Annotated in this window: 25 protein-coding genes; 11 read left to right on the forward strand and 14 right to left on the reverse strand. The window is 64.1% G+C overall.

Annotated elements, in window-relative coordinates:
- The first annotated feature begins 100 nt into the window (after window positions 1-100).
- Entirely contained in the window at window positions 101-2,788 is a 2,688-nt protein-coding gene (gene gyrA / locus OPU69_RS17455; RefSeq protein ID WP_498512752.1) for a DNA gyrase subunit A, read from the forward strand.
- Between the two features lie 3 nt (window positions 2,789-2,791).
- Here the strand turns inward: gyrA and OPU69_RS17460 are convergent, their stop codons facing one another.
- Genes OPU69_RS17460 through OPU69_RS17470 form a run of 3 tightly spaced genes read right to left on the reverse strand, consistent with a single transcriptional unit; the run spans window position 2,792 to window position 4,113 of the window.
- Entirely contained in the window at window positions 2,792-3,181 is a 390-nt protein-coding gene (locus tag OPU69_RS17460; protein WP_060979052.1) for a type II toxin-antitoxin system death-on-curing family toxin, read from the reverse strand.
- Window position 3,182: 1 nt separating this feature from the next.
- Window positions 3,183-3,410 carry an AbrB/MazE/SpoVT family DNA-binding domain-containing protein gene (locus OPU69_RS17465; protein ID WP_060979053.1) on the reverse strand — a complete coding sequence of 76 codons (228 nt, stop codon included), beginning with the start codon at window positions 3,408-3,410 and terminating at the stop codon, window positions 3,183-3,185.
- A gap of 31 nt (window positions 3,411-3,441) precedes the next feature.
- The gene (locus tag OPU69_RS17470; protein WP_498512755.1) at window positions 3,442-4,113 is read right to left on the reverse strand and encodes a lysoplasmalogenase; all 672 of its coding nucleotides are present in this window, start codon (window positions 4,111-4,113) and stop codon (window positions 3,442-3,444) included.
- A 97-nt stretch (window positions 4,114-4,210) separates the two neighbouring features.
- Between OPU69_RS17470 and trmFO the strand changes: the two genes are divergently transcribed.
- On the forward strand, window positions 4,211-5,581 hold the full coding sequence (gene trmFO, locus OPU69_RS17475; protein WP_060979055.1) for a methylenetetrahydrofolate--tRNA-(uracil(54)-C(5))-methyltransferase (FADH(2)-oxidizing) TrmFO: 1,371 nt from the start codon (window positions 4,211-4,213) through the stop codon (window positions 5,579-5,581).
- On the opposite strand, the gene OPU69_RS17480 is transcribed toward trmFO, so the two are convergent.
- Both OPU69_RS17480 and OPU69_RS17485 read right to left on the reverse strand, forming a co-directional pair.
- Window positions 5,582-6,031: an EF-hand domain-containing protein gene (locus OPU69_RS17480; protein WP_060979056.1), complete on the reverse strand. Its 450-nt coding sequence runs from the start codon at window positions 6,029-6,031 to the stop codon at window positions 5,582-5,584.
- A 25-nt stretch (window positions 6,032-6,056) separates the two neighbouring features.
- A complete protein-coding gene (locus OPU69_RS17485; protein ID WP_498512757.1) occupies window positions 6,057-6,713 on the reverse strand; it encodes a squalene/phytoene synthase family protein in 657 nt (218 codons plus the stop codon).
- A 127-nt stretch (window positions 6,714-6,840) separates the two neighbouring features.
- Between OPU69_RS17485 and OPU69_RS17490 the strand changes: the two genes are divergently transcribed.
- Genes OPU69_RS17490 through OPU69_RS17500 form a run of 3 tightly spaced genes read left to right on the forward strand, consistent with a single transcriptional unit; the run spans window position 6,841 to window position 10,267 of the window.
- Window positions 6,841-8,808, forward strand: coding sequence for a TadE/TadG family type IV pilus assembly protein (locus tag OPU69_RS17490; protein WP_066113979.1), 1,968 nt, complete (start codon window positions 6,841-6,843; stop codon window positions 8,806-8,808).
- Window positions 8,808-9,404: a TadE/TadG family type IV pilus assembly protein gene (locus OPU69_RS17495; protein WP_060979059.1), complete on the forward strand. Its 597-nt coding sequence runs from the start codon at window positions 8,808-8,810 to the stop codon at window positions 9,402-9,404. Before OPU69_RS17490 ends, OPU69_RS17495 begins: the two co-directional genes overlap by 1 nt.
- On the forward strand, window positions 9,401-10,267 hold the full coding sequence (locus tag OPU69_RS17500) for a TadE/TadG family type IV pilus assembly protein (RefSeq protein ID WP_060979060.1): 867 nt from the start codon (window positions 9,401-9,403) through the stop codon (window positions 10,265-10,267). The genes OPU69_RS17495 and OPU69_RS17500 overlap by 4 nt, the downstream gene beginning before the upstream one ends.
- Window positions 10,268-10,315: 48 nt before the next feature.
- Here OPU69_RS17500 and OPU69_RS17505 read toward each other — a convergent pair whose 3' ends face one another.
- The 4 genes from OPU69_RS17505 to eno all read right to left on the reverse strand — a co-directional run bounded on the left by OPU69_RS17505 (window position 10,316) and on the right by eno (window position 14,624).
- Window positions 10,316-11,695, reverse strand: coding sequence for a pyruvate dehydrogenase complex E1 component subunit beta (locus OPU69_RS17505; RefSeq protein ID WP_060979061.1), 1,380 nt, complete (start codon window positions 11,693-11,695; stop codon window positions 10,316-10,318).
- Window positions 11,695-12,714 carry a pyruvate dehydrogenase (acetyl-transferring) E1 component subunit alpha gene (pdhA, locus tag OPU69_RS17510; protein WP_498512786.1) on the reverse strand — a complete coding sequence of 340 codons (1,020 nt, stop codon included), beginning with the start codon at window positions 12,712-12,714 and terminating at the stop codon, window positions 11,695-11,697. The genes OPU69_RS17505 and pdhA overlap by 1 nt, the downstream gene beginning before the upstream one ends.
- A 218-nt stretch (window positions 12,715-12,932) precedes the next feature.
- Window positions 12,933-13,244, reverse strand: coding sequence for an FtsB family cell division protein (locus OPU69_RS17515; protein WP_060979062.1), 312 nt, complete (start codon window positions 13,242-13,244; stop codon window positions 12,933-12,935).
- 105 nt (window positions 13,245-13,349) lie between these two features.
- Entirely contained in the window at window positions 13,350-14,624 is a 1,275-nt protein-coding gene (gene eno / locus OPU69_RS17520; RefSeq protein ID WP_498512761.1) for a phosphopyruvate hydratase, read from the reverse strand.
- Between the two features lie 226 nt (window positions 14,625-14,850).
- Here eno and OPU69_RS17525 point away from each other — a divergent pair, with 226 nt between their 5' ends.
- The 4 genes from OPU69_RS17525 to OPU69_RS17540 all read left to right on the forward strand — a co-directional run bounded on the left by OPU69_RS17525 (window position 14,851) and on the right by OPU69_RS17540 (window position 16,638).
- On the forward strand, window positions 14,851-15,444 hold the full coding sequence (locus OPU69_RS17525) for a hypothetical protein (protein WP_498512763.1): 594 nt from the start codon (window positions 14,851-14,853) through the stop codon (window positions 15,442-15,444).
- 25 nt (window positions 15,445-15,469) lie between these two features.
- Entirely contained in the window at window positions 15,470-15,898 is a 429-nt protein-coding gene (locus OPU69_RS17530; RefSeq protein WP_498512765.1) for a phage holin family protein, read from the forward strand.
- Entirely contained in the window at window positions 15,895-16,269 is a 375-nt protein-coding gene (locus tag OPU69_RS17535; RefSeq protein ID WP_498512767.1) for a hypothetical protein, read from the forward strand. Before OPU69_RS17530 ends, OPU69_RS17535 begins: the two co-directional genes overlap by 4 nt.
- Before the next feature lie 144 nt (window positions 16,270-16,413).
- Window positions 16,414-16,638, forward strand: coding sequence for a DUF4170 domain-containing protein (locus OPU69_RS17540; protein ID WP_060979067.1), 225 nt, complete (start codon window positions 16,414-16,416; stop codon window positions 16,636-16,638).
- A 9-nt stretch (window positions 16,639-16,647) separates the two neighbouring features.
- Here the strand turns inward: OPU69_RS17540 and OPU69_RS17545 are convergent, their stop codons facing one another.
- From OPU69_RS17545 to carB, 3 genes are all read right to left on the reverse strand, one after another.
- Window positions 16,648-17,325: a rhomboid family intramembrane serine protease gene (locus tag OPU69_RS17545; protein ID WP_060979068.1), complete on the reverse strand. Its 678-nt coding sequence runs from the start codon at window positions 17,323-17,325 to the stop codon at window positions 16,648-16,650.
- A gap of 3 nt (window positions 17,326-17,328) precedes the next feature.
- Window positions 17,329-17,805, reverse strand: a complete 477-nt coding sequence (gene greA, locus OPU69_RS17550; RefSeq protein ID WP_023836660.1) for a transcription elongation factor GreA — start codon at window positions 17,803-17,805, stop codon at window positions 17,329-17,331.
- A 107-nt stretch (window positions 17,806-17,912) separates the two neighbouring features.
- Window positions 17,913-21,266 (reverse strand): carbamoyl-phosphate synthase large subunit, encoded by a 3,354-nt coding sequence (carB, locus tag OPU69_RS17555; RefSeq protein WP_498512770.1) that lies wholly within the window; start codon window positions 21,264-21,266, stop codon window positions 17,913-17,915.
- Between the two features lie 60 nt (window positions 21,267-21,326).
- Between carB and OPU69_RS17560 the strand changes: the two genes are divergently transcribed.
- Both OPU69_RS17560 and OPU69_RS17565 read left to right on the forward strand, forming a co-directional pair.
- Window positions 21,327-21,653, forward strand: coding sequence for a FitA-like ribbon-helix-helix domain-containing protein (locus OPU69_RS17560; RefSeq protein WP_498512772.1), 327 nt, complete (start codon window positions 21,327-21,329; stop codon window positions 21,651-21,653).
- A complete protein-coding gene (locus tag OPU69_RS17565) occupies window positions 21,650-22,054 on the forward strand; it encodes a PIN domain-containing protein (protein ID WP_498512774.1) in 405 nt (134 codons plus the stop codon). The genes OPU69_RS17560 and OPU69_RS17565 overlap by 4 nt, the downstream gene beginning before the upstream one ends.
- 8 nt (window positions 22,055-22,062) lie before the next feature.
- Here OPU69_RS17565 and OPU69_RS17570 read toward each other — a convergent pair whose 3' ends face one another.
- The gene (locus OPU69_RS17570) at window positions 22,063-22,434 is read right to left on the reverse strand and encodes a ribonuclease E inhibitor RraB (RefSeq protein ID WP_498512776.1); all 372 of its coding nucleotides are present in this window, start codon (window positions 22,432-22,434) and stop codon (window positions 22,063-22,065) included.
- Window positions 22,431-23,072, reverse strand: a 642-nt coding sequence (locus OPU69_RS17575) for a carbamoyl phosphate synthase small subunit (RefSeq protein WP_498512778.1), incomplete at its 5' end; no start/stop codon positions are given. The genes OPU69_RS17570 and OPU69_RS17575, both read right to left, overlap by 4 nt.

The following is a 23,072-nucleotide window of genomic DNA, read 5'->3' on the forward strand; positions in this document are numbered from 1 at the left end:
ATACCCGTAAAATGCCCGCAAAAGCTGGCTTTTCAGCGCCCTGTCGCCTAGAGCCGATCGTGACGCGAAAGCGTCACAAAAGGCATAAAAGGCGCATGGAATGAACGATACCACCGCAACCGCGGAACCCAATGAAATCGAACGCATCGACATCGTCGACGAGATGCGGTCGAGCTATCTCGACTATGCCATGTCGGTCATCGTCAGCCGCGCCCTGCCCGATGTCCGCGACGGCCTGAAGCCCGTCCATCGCCGCATTCTCTTCGCCAGCCAGGAAGGCGGCTTCGTCGCTGGCCGACCCTATCGCAAGTCCGCCAAGATCGTCGGCGACGTCATGGGTAACTATCACCCGCATGGCGATAGCGCGATCTACGACGCCTTGGCGCGCATGACCCAGGACTGGTCGATGCGCGTGCCGCTGATCGACGGCCAGGGCAATTTCGGATCGATGGACCCGGATCCGCCAGCCTCGATGCGTTACACCGAGGCACGCCTCGCCAAGGTCGCCAACAGCCTGCTTGACGATCTCGACAAGGACACCGTCGACTTCACGCCCAACTATGATGGTTCGCGCGACGAGCCGCAGGTTCTGCCGGCGCGCTTCCCCAACCTGCTCGTCAACGGCGCTGGCGGCATCGCGGTCGGCATGGCGACCAACATTCCGCCGCATAACCTCGGCGAAGTGATCGACGCGTGCCTCGCGTGGATCGACAATCCGATGATCGAGCTGGAAGATCTGATGAAGATCGTGCCCGGCCCCGACTTCCCCACCGCGCCGCTGATCCTGGGCCAGGCGGGCGTGCGCAACGCCTATTCGACCGGTCGCGGGTCGATCATCATGCGCGCACGGCACAAGATCGAGGAAGGCCGAAACGACCGCCGCTCGATCGTGCTGACCTCGATCCCGTTCCAGCTCGGCAAGAACAGCCTGGTCGAAAAGCTCGCCGAAGCCGCCAAGGACAAGCGGATCGAGGGCGTCAGCGACATTCGCGATGAATCGAACCGCGAAGGCGTACGCGTTGTCATCGACCTCAAGCGCGACGCGACGCCCGAAGTCGTGCTCAATCAGATCTGGCGGCACAGCCCGGCCCAGTCGAGCTTCCCGGCGAACATGCTCGCGATCCGCGGCGGCCGCCCCGAGGTGCTGCCGCTCAAGGAGATCATCGAGGCGTTCGTCCGCTTCCGCGAGCAGGTGATCACCCGCCGCACCAAGTTCGAACTCGCCAAGGCGCGCGACCGTGCGCATATCCTGCTCGGCCTCGTGGTCGCAGTGACCAATATGGACGAGGTGGTGCGGATCATCCGCTCGTCCGCCTCGCCCGCCGAAGCCCGCGCGGCGCTGATCGCACGGCAATGGCCGATCGAGGAAATCGCCCCCTATATCCGGCTGGTCGAGGCGATCGAGGCGGAGATCGAAGGCGATACCTACACGCTCAGCGACATTCAGGTCCGCGCGATCCTCGACCTGCGCCTGCACAGGCTGACCGCGCTGGGCCGCGACGAGATCGGCAACGAGCTGAAGGCGCTTGCCGCGAGCATCGAGGAATATCTGGCTATCTTGGGTGACCGAGCCAAGCTGTACCAGGTGCTGCGCGACGAGCTGATCGCGGTGAAGAGCGAGTTCGCCACGCCGCGCCTGTCAGAGATCGCGCCGGCGGCCGACGGCATCGACGACGAGGACCTGATCGAACGCGAGGAGATGGTCGTCACCGTCACGCTGCAGGGCTATATCAAGCGCACCCCGCTCGATGCATTCCGCGCCCAGGGCCGCGGCGGCAAGGGCCGGTCCGGCATGGCGACCAAGGACGAGGATGCCGTCACCAGCATGTTCGTCACCTCGACGCACACGCCGGTGCTGTTCTTCTCCACGCACGGCAAGGTCTATCGCCAGAAGGTGTGGCGCCTGCCCGAGGGCGGTCCGGCGACACGCGGACGGCCGATGGTCAACCTGCTACCGCTGGCGCAGGGCGAGACCATCCAGACCGTGCTGCCGCTGCCCGAGGACGAGGATAGCTGGGCCGATCTGCACGTGATGTTCGCCACCGCCAACGGCACCGTGCGCCGCAACTCGATGGATGCGTTCACCAACATCCCCTCGAACGGCAAGATCGCGATGCGCTTCGACGAGGGATCGGACGACCGGCTGATCGGCGTCGCGCTGCTCACCGAGGGCGACGACGTGCTGCTCGCCACGCGCCAGGGCAAGGCGATCCGCTTTGCCGCGACCGATGTGCGCGAGTTCCAGAGCCGCACCTCTACCGGGGTGCGCGGCATGACGCTGCGTGAGGGTGACGAGGTGATCTCGCTCTCGATCCTGGGAGGCTTTTCGGCCAGTACCGAAAAGCGCGACGAGTATCTCCGCGCTGCTCCTTGGAAAGGCAATGATGCCGAGCCGACCTTGTCAAAGGTTGAAATGGACGCGTTTGCCGAGGCCGAGCAGTTCATCCTCACGGTCTGCGCCAATGGCTATGGCAAGCTGTCCTCCGCCTATGAATATCGCCGCACCGGACGCGGCGGCCAGGGCATCACCAATATCGACAATATCGACCGCAATGGCCCGGTGCTGGCGAGCTTCCCGGCGCACCAGTCGGACCAGCTGATGCTCGTCACCGATCAGGCCAAGCTCATCCGATTGAGCCTCTCGACCATGCGCGTGATCGGCCGCAACTCTGCCGGCGTGCGGCTGTTCAACGTGGCCGATAACGAGCATGTGGTCAGCGCCGCGCGCATCGCCGAAGAAGAGAATGGCGACGAGGCGGCAGAAAATCCCGAGCCCGCGAGCGAATAAGGCTCAGCTTTGCGGCACGATATGATCGCGAAACCAGCGGGCGACCTCATCCTCGGTGAGGTCGCCTGCGGCGAGCGCTAACGTCATGACGACAAGCTCGGCTTCGGTGATTTCAAACTCGATACCGTTGAGCAGCAGAAAGGTCAGCGCGACCACCGCCGCACTGCGCTTGTTGCCATCAGCGAACAGGTGGTTGCGCGCGAGGCCAAACGCATAAGCTGCCGCCAGATCAGCGGCATCCGGCTCTCCATAAGCGGCGAGGTTCAATGGTCGAGCGAGCGCGCTTTCGACCAGAGCAGCATCGCGAATGCCGCTCAGCCCACCATGTTCGGCTATCTGTTCATCGTGCAGCGCGAGGACGACATCGTGCCGCACCCAGATCCAATCGGCCACCTCACTTGGCCAGTTCGCGAAGTGCGTTGCGGTAACGCGCCATCACATCGCGGGCAGCCGACATCTGCTTGTCGAAATCCGGATCCGCAGATTTGAGTGCAATGCCATCGGCCTGCTTGACCACCGACACCTCATCGCCTTGCGACAGGTTCAGATGCGCCAGCACGTCCTTGGGCAGGATGACGCCGGTCGAGTTGCCGATCTTGATGAGCTTCAGCGGCTTGTTCATACGGATGTTATAACACTTTGGCCCCGCTCCATCAACCGGCGACGCGCGGGTCCTTGTGGCGCAGGCTCTGGATCACGCCGGTGCAGATCAGGAACTGGCCGAAATAATAGAGCGGCCAGATCAGCCATTCGGGGATGGCAGAGCCTTCCAGCGGTCCCAGCCGCGCGAAGATCAGCAGATCGGACACCACGAACAGCAGCGCGCCGGTGCCAACGCGATAGCGCGGGAAATCGCTGGTCCAGGCCATGGCTGCCATCACCGCGAGGAACAGGCTGTACAGCGCGATGCCCCCTGCCCCCGCCCGGTCCATCGGCAGCGCCCAGGCGATCAGCACCACGCCCGGCACCAGCAGCAGCGCGAACAGCCGCTGGCTGAAGGTGACACTCACCCGGCGGTGCCGCGCATAGAGCCAGATCGCGACGACATGGCCGAGCAGAAAGGCGATCGCCCCGTAAATCATGTCGATCTCGATAGCCATGTCGCCGATCGCGCCGAGCGTCATCACGGCGCCGACCAGTCGTGCGTCGAACGAATGGTGCCGGGCAAACGCGAACACGGCGAGAAATCCGACGCCCAGGCCCTTCCACACCATCAGGTAGAGGCCCGGAATCGGCGCATCGCTGACGAAATAATAGCTGATCGCCGCCACGAGGCTCAGCAGCAGCCAGGGCCGCGATTCCGCCAGTGCGCGCTTTACGACCATGTATCTTCCCCCGGCTTGCGTCCGTACCCCTGATGGCACCGAAGGCCAATCATGCGCAAGCTGGGCAAATGCCCTCGCACACGCTATCTGCACGCGCATGAGCAACAGCAACGATTTCCAACACCAGATTCATATCATCGGCGGCGGCCTGGCCGGATCCGAAGCGGCATGGCAGCTCGCCCAGGCAGGCGTGAAGGTCCGCCTGTCCGAGATGCGCGGCAGCGGCGACATGACGCCCGCGCACCAGACCGAGGGCCTGGCCGAACTGGTCTGCTCGAACAGCTTCCGCTCCGACGATGCCGATCGCAACGCCGTCGGCCTGCTCCACCAGGAAATGCGCACGCTGGACTCGCTGATCATGGCAGCCGCCGACAAGGCCAAGGTGCCGGCGGGTTCCGCGCTGGCGGTGGACCGCGACATCTTCTCCGATATCGTCACCAAGGCCCTGAGCGAGCACCCGAATATCCGCATCGTGCGCGAGCGGATCGACACGCTGCCCAGCGAAGGCCCGACGATCGTCGCGACTGGCCCGCTCACCGCCATGTCGCTCGCCCAGTCGATCGGCGCAGCCACCGGCGAAGACGCGCTGGCCTTTTTCGACGCCATCGCGCCGATCGTCCACCGCGACAGCATCGACATGGACATCTGCTGGATGGCCAGCCGCTGGGACAAGGTGGGGCCCGAAGGCGACGGCAAGGACTATATCAACTGCCCGATGGACAAGGACCAGTATCTCGCCTTCCATCGCGGCCTGATCGAGGGCGAGAAGACCGAGTTCAAGGAGTGGGAGAAGAACACGCCCTATTTCGAGGGCTGCATGCCGATCGAGGTGATGGCGGCGCGCGGCGTGGACACGCTGCGTTTCGGCCCGATGAAGCCTGTCGGCCTCGATAATCCGCGCACCGGGCGCTGGCCCTATGCGGTGGTGCAGCTGCGCCAGGACAACAAGCTGGGCACGCTGTGGAACATGGTCGGCTTCCAGACCAAGCTCAAGCACGGGGCGCAGGTGGAGCTGTTCCGCACCATTCCGGGGCTGCAAAGGGCCGAGTTCGCGCGGCTCGGCGGACTGCACCGCAACACCTTCATCAACTCGCCGCGCCTGCTCGATGGCCAGCTGAGGTTGCGCAAGGCGCCGCATATCCGCTTTGCCGGGCAGATTACCGGCTGCGAGGGCTATGTCGAAAGCGCCAGCGTCGGGCTGATGGCGGGGCGATTTGCCGCTGCCGAACTGCAGGGCCGCAAGCTGGCAACGCCGCCGGTCACGACGGCACTCGGCGCGCTGCTGGGCCATATCACCGGCGGCGCGGAAGCAAGCGACTTCCAGCCAATGAACGTCAATTTCGGCCTGTTCCCGCCGCCCGAGGACAAGGTGCACAAGAAGCAGCGCAAGGAAGCCTATACCGCGCGCGCGCGCGCCGATCTGCAGGGCTGGCTCAATGGCGCGGGCAAGGTCATCGCCGCCGAATAGTCAGCATTTGCAGCGCTGTAGCGGGCGCTTGGGCCGGGTTGTCGCGAACTCCTCGGGCGACAGGCGGCCATTGCGGTCTTCATCGGCCTTGGCGAAGCGATCCGATGTCGCCACCGCCCATTCCTCGAAGGTCAGCAGGTTGTTGCCGTCCTTGTCGAGCGCCTTGAACGCCTTGGTGCGGCTGGCGAGCAGTTCCTCGCGCGTGATGATGCGGTCGCCATTGCGATCGAACCGGGCAAAGCGGCGTTCCTCGCGAGTCATTTCGGTCGCTTGCGGCGGTTCCGGACCACGCAGCTGGCCCGGATCGGCCATCGGCAGGCCGGTGTCCTGAGGCTCGGGCGGAGGAGCCACGATCTCGGCCAGCTCGTCGTCCTGCTGCTGCGCGCGTATGAGGAAGAAACCGCCGACCAGCAAGGCGATGGCCCCCAATCCGCCGAACAGGATCCGCATCGCCCTTCCCCCTCTCGTCAGCCGGTCACCGTCCGGTTACCCCGTGCCAGACCAGGCGCGCGAACAGGCCGGGCCCGGCCCATGGACGATCCAGCCGACCCTTGGCGATGTCAAGCCGCACCGCGCGGTTGATGATCGACAACGGGCGCAGCTGCGCGGGGAGCGCGATGCGCTCCAGCGCCCGCGTATCGACCGCCGCGAAGGCGGCATCGAGCGCAGGCGTACGGCGGTGGAAGCGCACCATATCCCACAGTGCCCAGGCCTGGCCGATGCGCTGCAGATCGGCGGCATCGCCCCCCTGCCCCGCAAAGGCCGCGAACAACTGCCCCCGGCCCGCTGCGAAATCGGCGATCGCCTCGCTCTCCTCGCATTCGAGCGCCGCTTCCCAGCCACGGATGACCGGTCCCAGTGCATCGGCCAGCGCCAGCCCATCCGCCTCGATCGGTGCGAGGGCAGCGAGCACCGGATTGGCCGAAGGACGCGATGCCACCGGCTTGGCCAGCACATCGTGCCACCATTGCAGGCGGATCTGCGCCAGCATCGGCTCGCGCGCCTGCAGCACAATGCCCGCCATCTGCGCATCGAAGGCAAACAGCGCCCGGGCCCAGTCGCGGACCTGCCGGTCGCCATAGCCGACCGCCAGCGTGACGAGCGGAGAAACAGGGGTTTCTGGAGGAGCCATGGCGCGCGCAGTCCCCCAATTTCCGGAGCAAATCAAGGTAAACTTGGGCTTAACCATCTCCCTTTGAGGGCTGCTTACCATTGCGCGGATACAAGGCACGCTGCGTCCAGGGGGCATTAACCACATCATGACCATCCGCCACACCGAAGATCAGCGCTTTGGCACCAGCGCGCGGGCCGATGCCGCGAAGGCTGATGCGCGCCCGTGGCTCAACCGGCTGCTGGCATCAAAGCGCGGCAACGTGCTGCCCATCCTGGCCGCCAGCGTGCTGCCGATGGCGGCGATGATCGGCGGCGCCGTCGATATGAGCCGCGCCTATATGGTCAAGTCGCGACTGCAGCACGCCTGCGATGCCGGTGTACTCGCGGGTCGCCGCGCGATGGCCGCCAGCACGTACACCGACGCCGCCAAGGCCCAGGCGCGCGACTTTTTCGACGTCAACTATCAGCCGGGCTATAACGACACCACCAACGTGACGTTCGACACCAACAACGTGTCGGGCACCAGCCAGGTCACCGGTACGGCGTCTGCGGTGATGCCGACCACGATCATGGGCATGTTCGGCAAGAAGACGCTCAACATCGACGTCGCCTGCCAGGCCGAGCTCAACCTCACGAATACCGACACGACCTTCGTGCTCGACGTGACCGGGTCGATGCTGGATTCGATTCCCAACGGCTCGGGCGGTTCGATCGTCAAGATCAGCGCGCTGCGCAATTCGGTGATGAGCTTCTACGATACGCTTGCCAATGCCTCGTCGGGCAGCAACGCGCGCATCCGTTATTCGTTCGTGCCCTATTCGACCAACGTGAATGTCGGCGAACTGCTGTACGATGCCAATCCGCAATGGCTGAACGGGGGCAATGTCGCCGATACCTGGACCTATCAGTCGAGACGTCCGATCTGGCGGACGACGACCGTCGATTGCCAGGTCTATGGCGGCAACCAGTCGTTCTCGTGCCCCAACCGTTCGCATTCGACGATCTCGGGCGGCGGCACCAACATATCGCGTCAGAATTGCACCAGCTATGGCAGCAACTCGAGCTTCACCGGCTTCAGTCCCAACCCCGCGGGCACGCCGCTGCCGCCGGTTGTCTCGGGCACCAGCACGACGACCGTCTCCTTTGTCCGCTACAGCTGGGGCGGCGCAGCTCCGGGCTGGAGCGGTTCGGACAGCAGGCAATGCGTGAGGCAGCGCACGACGCAGGTCGATTCAACCGTGCCGGTGAGCGGCGCCACCGTCGTGTGGATCTATGAACAGCGCAGCCTTGCGACGCACAATTTCATTCGCTCGATCAAGTCGGCCAATCCGGCAGTCACCACGCCGAGCGAAGTCGACGGCAGCACCAGCCGCTGGGGCGGATGCATCGAGGAGCGCGACACGATCGCGGCGGCGAACTTTGCCAGCACGTCGAGCGGCATCACCGCCGATGGCAGCCTGGGCGCGCACGATCTCAACATCGATGCCGTGCCCAACAGCATGGAAACCAAGTGGCGACCCTATTGGGAAGAGGTCTATTTCTTCCGCGACGATGCGACCAGCATCAAGAACAAGGGCGGCGGCTATACCGCCTGTCCCAGCAAGGCCACGCTGCTGTCGACCATGACGCGCGACCAGGTGCAGACCTATGTCAACAATCTGGTCGCAGTCGGCGGCACCTATCACGATGTCGGCCTGCTCTGGGGCGCGCGCCTGGCGTCGCCGCAGGGGATCTTCCAGTCGACGGTAAACGCCAATCCGGGCAATCCCGGATCGGTCAGCCGCCACATGATCTTCATGACGGACGGTCAGCTGACCAGCTATGACTTTGTCGCCAGCATGTACGGCGTCGAGATGTACGACCGGCGCGTGACCGGCGGCAGCACCGATCCGACGCAGCTCGAGCGCCAGCGCCGGCGGTATCTGGCGATCTGCGAGGCGATCAAGTCCAAGGGGATCCGTCTGTGGGTGATCGCATTCGGCACGACGCTGACCACCGACATGACGACCTGTTCGAGCAGTGGTAGCTCGTTTACCGCATCGAACAGCTCGCAGCTCAATTCCGCATTCCAGAACATCGCCAAGCAGATTTCCGAATTGAGGTTGACCCAGTGATGCGCGCCCCTGCCTTCATCCGCCGGGTCGGCCAGGATCGGCGCGGCGTGACCGTGACCGAATTCGGGCTGATCGCGCCCACCTTTCTCATGCTGCTGCTCGGCGTGTTCGACCTCGGCTATACCGTCTATGCGCGTGCGATCCTGGATGGCGCGGTGCAGAAGGCCGGACGCGATGCCGCGCTGGAGACGGGGACGACCAATGTCGCGAACCTGGACGCGAAGGTGAAGGAAAATCTCGGCGTGCTGGGCGCCGATGCCACCTTCACCTATACCCGCCGCAATTATCGGGACTTTGCCAAGGTCGGCCTGCCCGAGGATTTCGAGGACAAGAACAGCAACGGCCAACGTGATCCGGGCGAGTGCTTCACCGACGAGAATGCCAATGCGGTATGGGACCGCGACCTTGGCAAGGACGGGGTCGGCGGCGCGCGCGACGTGGTGATGTACGAGGTGCTGATGTCGTACGACCGCAAGTTCCCGCTCTATGCGCTGATCGGCATGTCCCGACGGACAGCGATCAAGTCCGCCACCGTTCTGCGCAACCAGCCTTATGCAAGCCAGAATGCCGAGACCAAGCAGGTGATCTGCACATGATGACCACGCCCATTGCCGCCGCCGACGCCCGCCCCGGCTTCATCGCCCGCACCCGCAGCCTTGCGCGGCGGCTGAAACGCGATCGTTCGGGCCTTGCGCTGATCGAGTTCGCCTTTTCGCTGCCGATCTTCATCGGCCTCGGCTTTTACGGCGTCGAGGTATCGAACCTTGCCATCACCCAGATGAAGATGAGCCAGATCGCGCTCAACATGGCCGACAACGCCTCGCGCATCGGAACGCTCAACGCGACGCTAGGCGCCAAGGTGATCAGCGAAGAACAGATCAACGACGTGTTCCAGGCGGCGGCGATCCAGGCGGGCGCGGCGGGCATCTATCAGGATGGCCGCACGGTATTGTCCAGTCTAGAACTCAACGCCGATGGCGGCCAGACGATCATGTGGCAGCGCTGCAAGGGCATATTGTTCGATGATTCGGATTATGGCCCGGAAGGTACCGGCAAGACCGGAACCAGCTTTGTCGGAATGGGCCCGCCGGGGGAGAAAATCGCCGCTAGCACCGGCACGGCGGTGATGTATGTCGAGCTGACCTATGTCTATGATCCGCTGTTCGGCAGCATGTTCATGGAGCCGAAGGAACTGCACCAGGAGGCGGCCTATACCGTGCGCGACGCACGCGAGATCGGCAAGCCGCCGTCCGACAATGTGTCCGCCACGCGCAAGTCGACGTGTGACAAATATGATGCCGTGTTGCCGCAGACCAGCGACGCACAGATTGCTTCGGCCCAGGCCGCAGCGGATGCCGCCAGAGCCAACGACATGAAGGACGGCGTGCTCGACGGCAATGCCGGCAGCGGCGACAACAAGGGTATTTGCAGCGCCAGTCTGATCTGCATCAGGATATGAAATCGGCCGGGCCGTGCTGCCCGGCCGATCGTATCATAACGGTCGCGCTCAGCCCTTGTAGGTGACCTTCTTCACCGCCGCGATCACGCGGGCGCTATCGACCAGCGCAAGCTTTTCGAGGTTGGCGGCATAAGGCAGCGGCACATCCTCGTTGGTCACGCGCAGCACCGGCGCGTCGAGATCGTCAAATCCCTGCTCCATCGCGACCGCGCAGATTTCCGACGCGATCGAGCAGACCGGCCAGCCTTCTTCGACCACGACCATGCGGTTGGTCTTTTTCAGGCTTTCGAGCACGGTCGCGGTGTCGAGCGGACGCAGCGTGCGCAGATCGACCACCTCGGCCTCGATGCCCTCGGCGGCCAGCTTCTCCGCCGCCTCGAGCGCAACGCCGACGCCGATCGAATAGCTGACGATGGTGACGTCCTTGCCTTCGCGCATGATCCGCGCCTTGCCGATCGGCAGGACATGGTCGTCGAGCTTGGGCACATCGAAGGTGCGGCCATAGACCAGCTCGTTCTCCAGGAACACGACCGGGTCCTCGGTGCGGATCGCCGCCTTGAGCAGCCCCTTGGCATCGGCACTGTCATAGGGCGCGATGACGATCAGGCCTGGGACATTGGCATACCAGGGACCGAAATTCTGGCTGTGCTGCGCGCCGACACGGCTCGCCGCGCCATTGGGGCCGCGGAACACCACCGGGCAGCGCATCTGGCCGCCCGACATGTAGTTGGTCTTGGCCGCCGAGTTGATGATATGGTCGATCGCCTGCATCGCGAAGTTGAAGGTCATGAACTCGATGACCGGGCGCAGGCCGCCCATCGCCGCACCCGCACCGATGCCGGCAAAGCCATATTCGGTGATCGGCGTATCGATCACGCGGCGCGGCCCGAATTCCTCGAGCAGGCCCTGCGTCACCTTGTACGCGCCCTGATATTCGGCGACTTCCTCGCCCATCACGAACACGCGCTCGTCGCGGCGCATTTCCTCCGCCATCGCATCGCGCAGCGCCTCGCGCACCGTGGTCGGCACCATCTCAGTGCCTTCGGGGATCGCCGGATCACTGACCTGCGCGCGCTTGGGCGTTTCGGGGACGATCTCAGCGTTCTCGGTCGGGGCCTTGGCTTCGGGCTCGGACGCAGGGGTCCGAGCGGGTGCCGGTGTGGCTTCAGCCGACGACGCGTCCTCGCCTTCGCCCGCGATCAGCGCGATCACTGCGCCGACCTTCACATTGTCGGTGCCCTCGGCGATCAGGATCTTCGAGATCGTGCCTTCATCGACCGCCTCGAATTCCATGGTCGCCTTGTCGGTCTCGATTTCGGCGAGAATGTCGCCGGACGACACGGTATCGCCTTCCTTGACCAGCCACTTGGCCAGCGTCCCCTCTTCCATCGTGGGGGACAAAGCAGGCATTTTCAGTTCGATGGCCATCAATATTGCTCCACCAGCACATCGGTATACAGTTCGGACGGATCCGGCTCGGGCGAGGTTTCGGCAAAGTCTGCCGCTTCGCTGACGACCGTGCGGATTTCCTTGTCGATCGCCTTCATCGCGTCTTCGCTCACGCCCATCTTGATCAGTTCGGCCTTTGCCGCCTCGATCGGGTCGGACTTTTCCTTGACGTTCTGCACCTCCTCCCGGCTGCGATATTTGGCCGGGTCGGACATCGAATGGCCGCGATAGCGATAGGTCTTGAGCTCCATCAGCAGCGGGCCGTTGCCGCCGCGGACATATTCGAGCGCCGCCTCGGCCGCGCCGCGCACTTCGAGCACGTCCATGCCGTTGACCTGCATGCCGGGAATTCGGAAGGAATCGCCGCGCCGGTAGAATTCGGTCTCTGCGCTGCTGCGCGCGACCTTGGTGCCCATGGCATAGCCGTTATTCTCGATCACGAAGATGATCGGCAGCTTCCACAAGGCGGCCATGTTGAAGCTTTCATAGACCTGGCCCTGGTTCGCCGCGCCATCGCCGAAATAGGCCATGCACACGCCGCCATCCTCGGAATATTTGTGCCCGAAAGCGAGGCCAGCACCCAGCGGCACCTGCGCGCCGACGATGCCATGGCCGCCATAGAATTTGTGCTCGGTCGAGAACATGTGCATCGAGCCGCCCTTGCCGCGCGAGATGCCCGCGCCGCGTCCGGTGAGCTCGGCCATGATGATCTTGGGGTCGATGCCATAAGCCAGCATATGGCCATGGTCGCGATAGCCGGTGATCACGCTGTCCTTGCCCGGCTCGAGCGCCGATTGCAGGCCGACCGCGACCGCTTCCTGGCCGATATACAGGTGGCAGAAGCCGCCGATCAGGCCGAGGCCGTAGAGCTGACCCGCGCGCTCCTCGAAGCGGCGGATGAGCAGCATTTCCTTGTAGAAATGCAGCAGCTCTTCCTGGCTGGCTTCATAGCGCTCAGGGTTGCGCGGACGCGGATGGTTGCTGCCCTCCTCGGGCAGGACCGGAGCTTTCGACGAGGCCTTTGCGGGCGGTTTGCGAACGGGCTTTGCAGCGGGTGTCTTGACCAAGACGGAAAACCTTTCACGCTGATGGATCAGTGCCATGCGGCAGGGGGAGGATTGACCCCCTTCCTATAGAAGCAGAGCAAAGGTTTACGCAACGGCCAAGGCGGTTTTTGCGCAATATTCCCGCAGCATCGAGCCGTTTGCGGCACGGCTTATTTCAGCGGAACGATCACCTCGTCGGGATGCGCGACATTGAGTTCGCGGCGCACCAGCTCGCTCACCAGATCGGGATCGACCGCTTTGGGATCGAGCAGTTCGACCCGGTTGCGCAGGGCGTCGCGCTGCTTCTGCAGCCGCGCCAGTTCGACCTTCTGCACCTCCAGCCGCTGGCGATAATCGCCCCAGGCGAGCACACCCGTCGGCCCCAGCAGGGCATAGGCCGCAATGGCGAGCAGGGCGACGAGCGAGATGCCCGGCGCGATCGCCTGTTTTGCGGGTTTTATGACGGGTTTGCGCGACGACATTAATCTCTTGAATCACAAATGATTCGGGCTGGCAAGCCGAAACGGCCAGCCCGAATCAAATATGCGATCAATGCCTTGCAAGTCGCGGAACAAAACGGGTTTTGTTCAACGGAAGATGGCAGCACCCGCATAATGCGCCGATGCGCCCAGCTCTTCCTCGATGCGGATCAGCTGGTTGTACTTGGCGAGCCGGTCCGAGCGCGCGAGCGAGCCGGTCTTGATCTGGCCGCAATTCGTAGCGACGGCGAGATCGGCGATCGTCGCGTCCTCGGTCTCGCCCGAACGGTGCGACATCACCGCGGTATAGCCTGCGCGATGCGCCATGTTGACTGCTTCCAGCGTTTCGGTGAGCGTGCCGATCTGGTTGACCTTGACCAGCAGGCTGTTGGCCAGGCCCTTCTCGATACCCATCGCCAGACGCTCGGGATTGGTGACGAACAGGTCGTCGCCGACCAGCTGCACCTTGTTGCCGAGCAGTTCGGTGACCGCGAGCCAGCCTTCGAAATCGTCCTCGCTCATGCCGTCCTCGATCGAGCGGATCGGATATTCGGCGCACAGCTTGCCGAGATAATCGGCCATTTCGGTCGGAGACAGCGAAAGCCCCTCGCCGCTGATCTCGTACTTGCCGTCGCGGAAGAATTCGGTCGCAGCGCAATCGAGCGCGAGCATCACGTTCTCACCCGGCTTGAAGCCCGCCTTCTCGACCGAGGCCATGATGAAGTCGAGCGCGGCGCGGGTCGAAGCGAGATTGGGGGCAAAACCGCCCTCGTCGCCCACTGCCGTTGCCAGACCCTTTTCATGCAGGCCCTTTTTCAGCGTGTGGAAGATTTCCGAACCCCAGCGCACCGCCTCGGCCAGGCTGTCCGCGCCGACGGGCATGATCATGAATTCCTGAAAATCGATGGGGTTGTCAGCATGTTCGCCGCCATTGATGATGTTCATCATCGGAACCGGCAGGACGTGCGCCGAAACGCCGCCGACATAGCTGTAGAGCGGCAGGCCGCGCGCGTCGGCAGCGGCCTTGGCGACCGCCAGGCTGACGCCCAGGATCGCGTTGGCGCCCAGGCGCGACTTGTTCTCGGTGCCATCGAGGGCGATCATCGCCATGTCGATGTCGCGCTGATCCTCGGCATCGAGGCCGACGATTGCCTCGAAAATCTCGCTATTCACCATGTCGACGGCCTGGGTCACGCCCTTGCCCAGATACATGGACGTGTCGCCGTCGCGCTTCTCGACCGCCTCATAGGCCCCGGTCGATGCGCCGGAAGGCACGCCGGCGCGACCGAAACTGCCGTCTTTGAGCAGCACGTCGACCTCGACCGTGGGGTTGCCGCGGCTGTCGAGAATCTGGCGGGCGTGGATGTCCATGATCGCGGTCATAAGCGGCACTCTTTCCGGTATGTGGTGGGTGGAAGGATGGCGCCCCTCTAGGCGGTGGGCCGCGTCTTTGCAACAGGCGCAGGTGATCCCCAGAAGCGCTGTAAAGTCGCCTTGCTGCGGCCGCGAAAGCGCTTGAAAATATGCCGGGAGAGGCCAGAATATAACTTGGGCAAGCGGAACCGTGGCGGCGCTTCATGCGTCTGCCCTCAAGCTTGAGGAGGAATTCATGTCCGAAGAAGAAACCAAGGCCGCAGCCGCGCCGAAAAAGCCGCGTGCGAAAAAGGCAGCAACTGGTGACGGTGCCGCGAAGCCCGCCGCCCCCAAGCGCAAGGCGGCTCCCAAGCCCGCTGCGGAAAAACCCGCCGACGTCACCCCCACGCCGAACAGCGCAGTGCTGGTGTCGAGCGGCGTCGCTGCCGCCGGTGCGACCGTCGCCGCGCAGTCGAGCAACGCATTCCAACAGGTTTCCGAAAAGGTGAGCGCAATGATCCCCGAAGACATGGGCGGCAAGGCCAAGGATGTGGCGAGTGACGTCAAGGACATGGCCTGTGATGCGGTCAACAGCATCGCACAGATCCTGAACGACAGCGCCGGCGCGATCGACGACAATATCGGGCCCAAATATGGCGACTATGCCCGCAGCGCAGCGCAGAGCGTCACCGATGCGGCAGAGCGGCTGCGCGCCAAGCCGGTCGAGGAAATCGCCGAGGATACGCGCGAATTCGTCCGCACCAAGCCGGTTGCTGCCGCAGGTATCGCTGCGGTCGCCAGCCTGTTGGTCGCCAAGCTCCTCTCGTCGGTGTTCGGCAAGCGGCGTTGAGCGCCCAGTCCGGACCGCAAAGCGCGTGACCCAACCCATTCCCGATAGCGCGCCAGTTCCGGGTGCACCCGATCTTCCGCCTCCTCATGAGGCAGCAGCGGACAAGCCCGGCCTGGTCGAACAGTTGCGCGGCCTCTATTCCGATGGCCGCGAACTGATCGATGCAGAAATAGACTTTCAAAAGGCCCGCGCTGGAGCGGCCGGACGCCAAGTCCGCGCGATGGCAGCGCTCGCCTTTGTCGGGCTGGTGCTGATCAGTTGCGCCCTGATCGCGCTGGTCGTCGGCACGATGATTGCTCTGATTCCCTTTCTCGGTGCTTGGGGAGCCATGGGCGCAACGGTGGCGGGCACGCTGGTGCTGGCCGTGCTTTGCTTCTGGCTTGCGGTGCGCCGCATCAGCAAGATCGGCGCGCTGTTTTCGAGCGACGAGGAAGAGACGAAAGCCGCTGCATGACCGAGCCACTAGCCCCTGCGGACCACGATCACGATGACGAAGGCGTCGAAAGCCTAGCCGAGGTTTCCGCGCGCCGTCTCGCTGCGCGCAGCCAGTGGCAAAAAGCCCTGGCCCGCGCCAAGGATCGCTTTGCCCCTGCCAATCTGCGCGACGAGGCGATCGAGACTGTCGCCGAGAAGATCGGCAATGCCGCCGATCAGGCTGCGGGGCTGGCCTGGACGCACCGCTGGAAGATCGCGCTGGCCGGTTTGCTAGGCGGGCTGTTCCTGGCGCGCAAGCCGATCACCAAGGCCGCCGCGCCGCTGGCCGACAAGGCCAGGGAACAAGCAGAGAAGGCTCGCGACGCTCTGCGCAGCACCGGCAAGCGCTGACAGCGCGCAACAGGGCTGGAAAATCCCGCGCAACCGCATTATGGCGCCCCCCAGCAACGCGATGGGGCATGGCACGCAACACCCTGTCGCACGGGAGAGGATGCCGCCCGGCATCCGTTTCATCTGTCAGGGACGCATATTCACATGAGCAAACTTCATCTCGTCATGGGCGGACGCGTCAGCGACCCCCAAACCCTCGATTATTGCGAACTGGACAAGATGGACCTTGTCGGCGTCTATCCCGATTATGCCAGCGCCGAGGAAGCCTGGCGCAGCAAGGCCCAGGCCACCGTCGACGATGCCGAAATGCGCTATGTGATCGTGCATCTGCACCGTCTGCTCGATCCGGAAGAAACGCCGGCGAGCTGAGTTAGCGGATCAGGGAATATCGTGACGCGGCCGCCGGACCTGGTGGCTGCGCACGAGCGGCACCGCGAGCAGCAGGCCCGCGGCAAAACCGCCGATATGCGCCCAGATGGCGATCCCCAGCGCACTGCCCGCAAAGGCGAACTGGCTGAGCAGATTGATGCCGGTCCATGCCGCCATCAGCCAGGCCATGTGTACGACGATCTGCGGGACCGGGCCGATCGCGGGCGGCTTGCGGCGCGAGAAGAGCAGGAAATAGGCCGCCATCAGCGCCGAAATCGCGCCGCTCGCGCCGACCACCGGCACCATCGATACCGGGTCGATCACGTAATGCATGGCCGCAGCGGCGATCATCCCTGCGCCATAAAGCAGCAGATAGCGCTCCCAGCCGAGCGCCAGCTCAACGATCCGCCCGATCACGATCAACGCCAGCATGTTCATGGCAAGGTGAAACAGCCCGGCATGCAGAAAGGCCGAGGTGAACGGCGTCAGCCAGACCGGCACGACCCATGGATAATCGACCGGCAGCGCGCTCGAATGCCCGTACAGCGCGTCATGCAGCCGCGCGGACCAGAAGCCGCCCTCGATCTGCATCGTCTCGGTCCAGCCGGTGGTAAAGCCCACCAGCCAGACCAGCACATTGGCGATCACGAGAAAATTGGTTGCCGACCGCTGCGGCACGGCGGGCATGGTTCAGATGAACTCGATCTTGGACACGAGGTAGAACTTGTCGCCCGAAGGCACGCTCACCTCGACCTCGTCGTCGAGCTGACGGCCGATCAGCGCGCGGCCCAGCGGGCTTGAATAGCTGATCCGGCCCTTGCGCGCGTCCGCTTCGGCCTCACCGACAATCTGGTACTTGACCGGCTTGTCGTCCTCGTCGAGCAGCGTCACGGTCGCGCCGAACACGATCTTGTCGCCCGACAGCGTGGTCGGATCGATGATCTGCGCGCGGCTCAGCTTGCCTTCGAGATCGGCGATGGTCGCCTCGACCTGGCCCTGGCGTTCCTTGGCGGCGTGATATTCGGCGTTTTCCGAAAGATCGCCATGCGCGCGCGCTTCCTCGATCGCCTCGACGATCAGTGGACGTTCTTCCTTGAGCGCCTTCAGCTCGCGCGAGAGCTTTTCATAACCTTCTGCCAGCATCGGCAGCTTATCGACGGTTGCCATTCGGCATATCCCTTCATCCTTGGCCGACGCGAAGCCGAACGTCCGACAATAATGCCTTTAGCGGCCCTCGAACGGGGCCGCATCAGGGTAACGACTTGTCGGGGGGCTCAAGCGTCAGGCCGTATATTATAGGCCTGAAGCGGCTTTACTTCAAGGCTTGTCGCCGCAAGCGACGCCATGGCCTTGACCGCCGCGACGCTGGCAGCCGCCGTGGTGAAATACGGAATCTTCCCCGTCAGCGCGCTGGCGCGGATCGATTGCGAGTCTTTCAGACTCTGCCAGCCCTCGGTGGTGTTGAAGATCAGCGCGATCTCGCCGTCCTTGATCTTGTCGACGATATGCGGGCGGCCCTGCGCAACCTTGTTGACCTCGGTCAGCGTCACGCCATTGTCGGAAAGGTAGCGCGCAGTGCCTCCCGTAGCGACGATGTCCATGCCGAGCGCGATCAGCCCGCGCGCGGCCTCCAGGATCACCGGCTTGTCGCTGTCCTTCACCGAGATGAACACCGTGCCCTTGGTCGGCAGCGTCAGCCCTGCGCCGATCTGCGCCTTGGCAAATGCGGTGGCGAAATCCTTGTCGATGCCCATCACCTCGCCGGTGGACTTCATTTCCGGGCTCAGCACCGGGTCGACCCCGGCAAAGCGCGCCCAGGGGAAAACCGCCTCCTTGACCGCCATATGGTCGATATTGCGGTCGATGGTCGGCAGGTTCGCCAGCATCTCGCCCGCCATCACCCGCGCGGCATATTTGGCCACCGGCTGACCGATCGCCTTGGCGACGAAGGGCACGGTGCGGCTGGCGCGGGGGTTCACCTCGATCAGGTACACCTGGCCGCTCTTGACCGCGAACTGGATGTTCATGAGGCCTCGCACCTTCAGCCCCTCGGCGAGCAGTTTCGTCTGCCGCTCCATCTCGGCGATGATGTCGTTGCTCAGGCTATAGGGCGGAAGGGTGCACGCGCTGTCGCCCGAATGGACACCGGCTTCCTCGATATGCTGCATCACGCCCGCAATCGCGACATCCCTGCCGTCGCAGATCGCATCGACATCGACCTCGATCGCATCGCGCAGATACTGGTCGATCAGGACCGGGCTGTCGCCCGACACCTGCACGGCGGTGGCAATATAGCTTTCGAGCTGCGCCTGTCCGTCGACGATCTCCATCGCGCGGCCGCCGAGCACATAGGACGGACGGATGAGCACCGGATAGCCGATGCGATTGGCCACCGCGATCGCCTCTTCACGGCTGCGCGCGATGCCGTTGGCGGGCTGCTTCAGGCCCAATTTGTCGACCAGCTTGGCAAAGCGCTCGCGGTCTTCGGCGAGATCGATCGCGTCAGGCGATGTGCCGAGGATCGGGATGCCCGCATCCTCCAGCGCCTGCGCGAGCTTGAGCGGGGTCTGCCCGCCAAACTGCACGATCACGCCGACCAGCTCGCCGGTCGAACGCTCGACATCGAGAAGCTCGAGCACGTCTTCTGCGGTCAGCGGCTCGAAATAGAGCCGGTCCGAGGTGTCGTAATCGGTCGAGACGGTTTCTGGGTTGCAATTGACCATGATCGTCTCGAACCCGGCGTCGCCGAGCGCGAAACAGGCATGGCAGCAGCAATAGTCAAACTCGATGCCCTGGCCGATGCGGTTGGGTCCGCCGCCCAGGATCACCACCTTGCGCCGCGTCGTCGGCTGGCTCTCGCATTCGGGCTCGCCGAAGGTCGGGGCCTCGTAGGTCGAATACATGTACGGCGTCTTCGCGGCGAATTCGGCCGCGCAGGTATCGATGCGCTTGAACACCGGGCGCACGCCCAGCCTGTGGCGCAGCGCGCGCACCTCCTCTTCGGTGACGCCGCCGGTCATTGCGACCACGGCATCGCGCACCATGCCCGATCCGCGCGCCAGCGCATGCCCCATGCCGGGGCGCAGGTTCGCCGACTTGAGCGCGAGATAGGCGAGGCGCTTGTCGGAAAAGCCCATCGACTTGAGGCGGCGCATCCCCGCCGCATCGCGCGGTAGTCCATTGGCCAGCACCTCGGCCTCGGCATCGACGATCTGCTTGATCTGCTCGAGGAACCAGGGGTCGAACTTGGCGACGGCATGGATCTGCTCCACCGTCATCCCCTCGCGCAGCGCCTGCGCCGCGATCAGCAGCCGGTCGGGTGTCGCCTGGCTGAGTTCCGCAACGATGTCCTCGTGCGGTGCGCCGACGAGATGATCGACAAAGTTGAAGCCCGACAGGCCGGTTTCCAGTCCGCGCAGCGCCTTCTGCACCGATTCCTGGAAATTGCGGCCGATCGCCATCACTTCGCCGACCGACTTCATCGCGGTGCCGAGCAACGGGCTCGATCCCTTGAACTTCTCGAAGGCGAAGCGCGGAATCTTGGTGACTACGTAGTCAATGGTCGGCTCGAAGCTGGCAGGCGTCGCGCCGGTAATGTCGTTGGTGATCTCGTCGAGCGTATAGCCCACCGCCAGCTTGGCCGCGACCTTGGCGATCGGAAAGCCCGTCGCCTTCGACGCCAGCGCCGACGAACGCGACACGCGCGGGTTCATCTCGATGACGATCAGGCGGCCGTCCTTGGGGTTGACCGCAAACTGGACGTTCGATCCGCCCGTCTCGACGCCGATCTCGCGCAGCACCGCGATGCTGGCCGAGCGCATGATCTGATATTCCTTGTCGGTCAGCGTCAATGCGGGCGCGACGGTGATGGAATCGCCGGTGTGCACGCCCATCGGATCGACATTCTCGATCGAACAGATGATGATGGCATTGTCGTTGCGGTCGCGCACGACCTCCATCTCATATTCTTTCCAGCCGAGCAGCGATTCCTCGATCAGCACTTCGGTGGTCGGCGATGCATCAAGCCCGCCGGTGACGATCTGGACGAACTCGTCGCGATTATAGGCAATGCCGCCGCCGGTGCCGCCCATGGTGAAGCTGGGGCGGATGATCGACGGCAGCCCGGTGCGTTCAAGCACCGCGAGCGCCTCTTCCACCGTATGCGCGATGCCCGAGCGCGCCGATTCCAGCCCGATCTTGTCCATCGCCTCGCGGAATTTCTGCCGGTCCTCGGCCTTGTCGATCGCCTCGGCCTTGGCGCCGATCAGTTCGACATCATATTTGGCCAGCGTGCCATTGGCATCGAGCGCCAGCGCGGTGTTGAGCGCGGTCTGCCCGCCCATGGTCGGCAGCACCACCAGCTTCTCGTCCGGGCGCTCGGCGCGTTCCTTGGCGATGATCTTGGCGACGATCTCGGGCGTGATCGGCTCGACATAGGTCGCGTCGGCCATGTCCGGGTCGGTCATGATCGTCGCGGGGTTGGAGTTGACGAGGACGATGCGATAGCCCTCCTCCTTCAGCGCCTTGCACGCCTGCGTGCCCGAATAATCGAACTCGCACGCCTGGCCGATGATGATCGGACCGGCGCCGATGATCAGGATGCTGTCTATGTCGCTGCGCTTGGGCATTGTTTATCGTGCTCTCTTTGTATACATTGATTGCATTGAAATCATTTCGAGGAGGCCGTCATGGCCAGCCTGACCGTTCGTAATCTGCCCGACGAGGCCAAGCTGCGCTTCCGCCAGGTCGCTGCCGCGCATGGTCGCTCGATGGAGGAACATCTGCGCCAGCTGGTGATCGAGGCGGCGGGCATGGCCCCTGTTGCATCGACGGTCGCTGATGCATCGGTGCCGTTCCAGAGCTTCCCGCCCGAACAGACGCCCGAGGCCAAGGCCGAAAGCCGCGCGCGGATCGAACGGCTCATCGAACTGGGCCGCGGCATCGACTGGGAGCCCGAACCGCGCAAGCCGGAGCCTCTGACCAATTTCGAATTCGACCCGAAAGACTTTGAGTGATCCTGGTCGATACCAACGTCTGGAGCGAGATGGTGTCCCGCAATGGCGAGCCCGGGGTGATCGCCTGGCTCGCCAACAATGATGAACGCCTGTTGCTGTCCGTCCTCGTCATTGCCGAAATCCGGGCGGGCTTCGAAAAGCCCAGCGCCCGATCGTTCCGACCACGCCTCGAACGCTGGCTGGCCCAGCTGGAAACCGATTATGCGGATCGCATCGTTCCGTTCGACCGCCATGATGCGCATGTCTTCGGCCAGCTTGCAGCGCAACGCACCCTGGGCGGCAACACGCTCGATGCGCAGATCGCCGCGCAGGCCATCGTCCGCAACATACCCGTCGCCACGCGCAACACGACGGATTTCGCCTGGACGGGCGTCCGCATGATCAATCCCTGGCAGGATTGACCGCATCATCAATGCACCGTGCCGGTCTGGGCTTCGCAGCCCCAGCCGTCATATTCGAGGTCGAACAGCTGCGCGATCTGCAGGCAGAGCTCGGTGAGCGCGCGGATCGATTTTTCGTCGACCGCTTGCACCCGTTCGAGAAACAGCCAGGGATCGCCACCCTCGGCATCGTCCTCATGACCGAGCTCGGTCAGCCCCAGCTCCTCCGCCGCCTCGGACAGCCGCTCGAGATTGGCCTCCGACCCGCGAAAGCTCACGTCCACCGAACGACGAATGCTCGCCTGATCGCCATTGGCGGCCAGATTGCGCAGCACGTCCTGATCGGCGGCCCATTCCTGCTCCATGCGGGCGGGGTCGACGGGGGGGAGTTTGAGGGTCACGCGGCGGTCGCCGGAGCGGTGAGGCCGCTCACGAACTTCTCGAACAGATAGAAGCTGTCCTGCGGTCCCGGCGAGGCTTCGGGGTGATATTGCACACCGAATGCGTTCTTGTCGGTGAAGGCGATGCCGCAGTTGCTGCCGTCGAACAGAGACACGTGCGTCTCGACGACATTGGCGGGCAGCGTCGCGGCGTCGACCGCGAAGCCGTGGTTCATGCTGGTGATCTCGACCACGCCCGTCTCCAGCCGCTTGACCGGATGGTTCGCGCCGCGATGGCCCTGGTGCATCTTGAGTGTGCGCGCACCGGCGGCAAGGCCGAGCAGCTGATGGCCGAGACAGATGCCGAAGATCGGCACGTCACGCTCGAGCAGGCCCTGGATCACCGGCACGGCATAGACGCCGGTCGCAGCGGGATCGCCGGGGCCGTTGGACAGGAACACGCCCGCAGGCTCCAGCGCGAGGATTTCGTCGAGCGAGGTCCTGGCCGGAACCACGGTCACCTTCGCGCCCGCCTCGACCAGCGAGCGGAAGATATTGTGCTTCGCGCCATAATCAATCGCGACGACATGGGGTTTGGCCCTCTCCCCTTCAGGGGGGAGGGTTGGGAGGGGGGCCTGCGCAGAGGTCGGCGACGGGGG

It is taken from the genome of Blastomonas sp. 34TW (genome assembly GCF_059803595.1).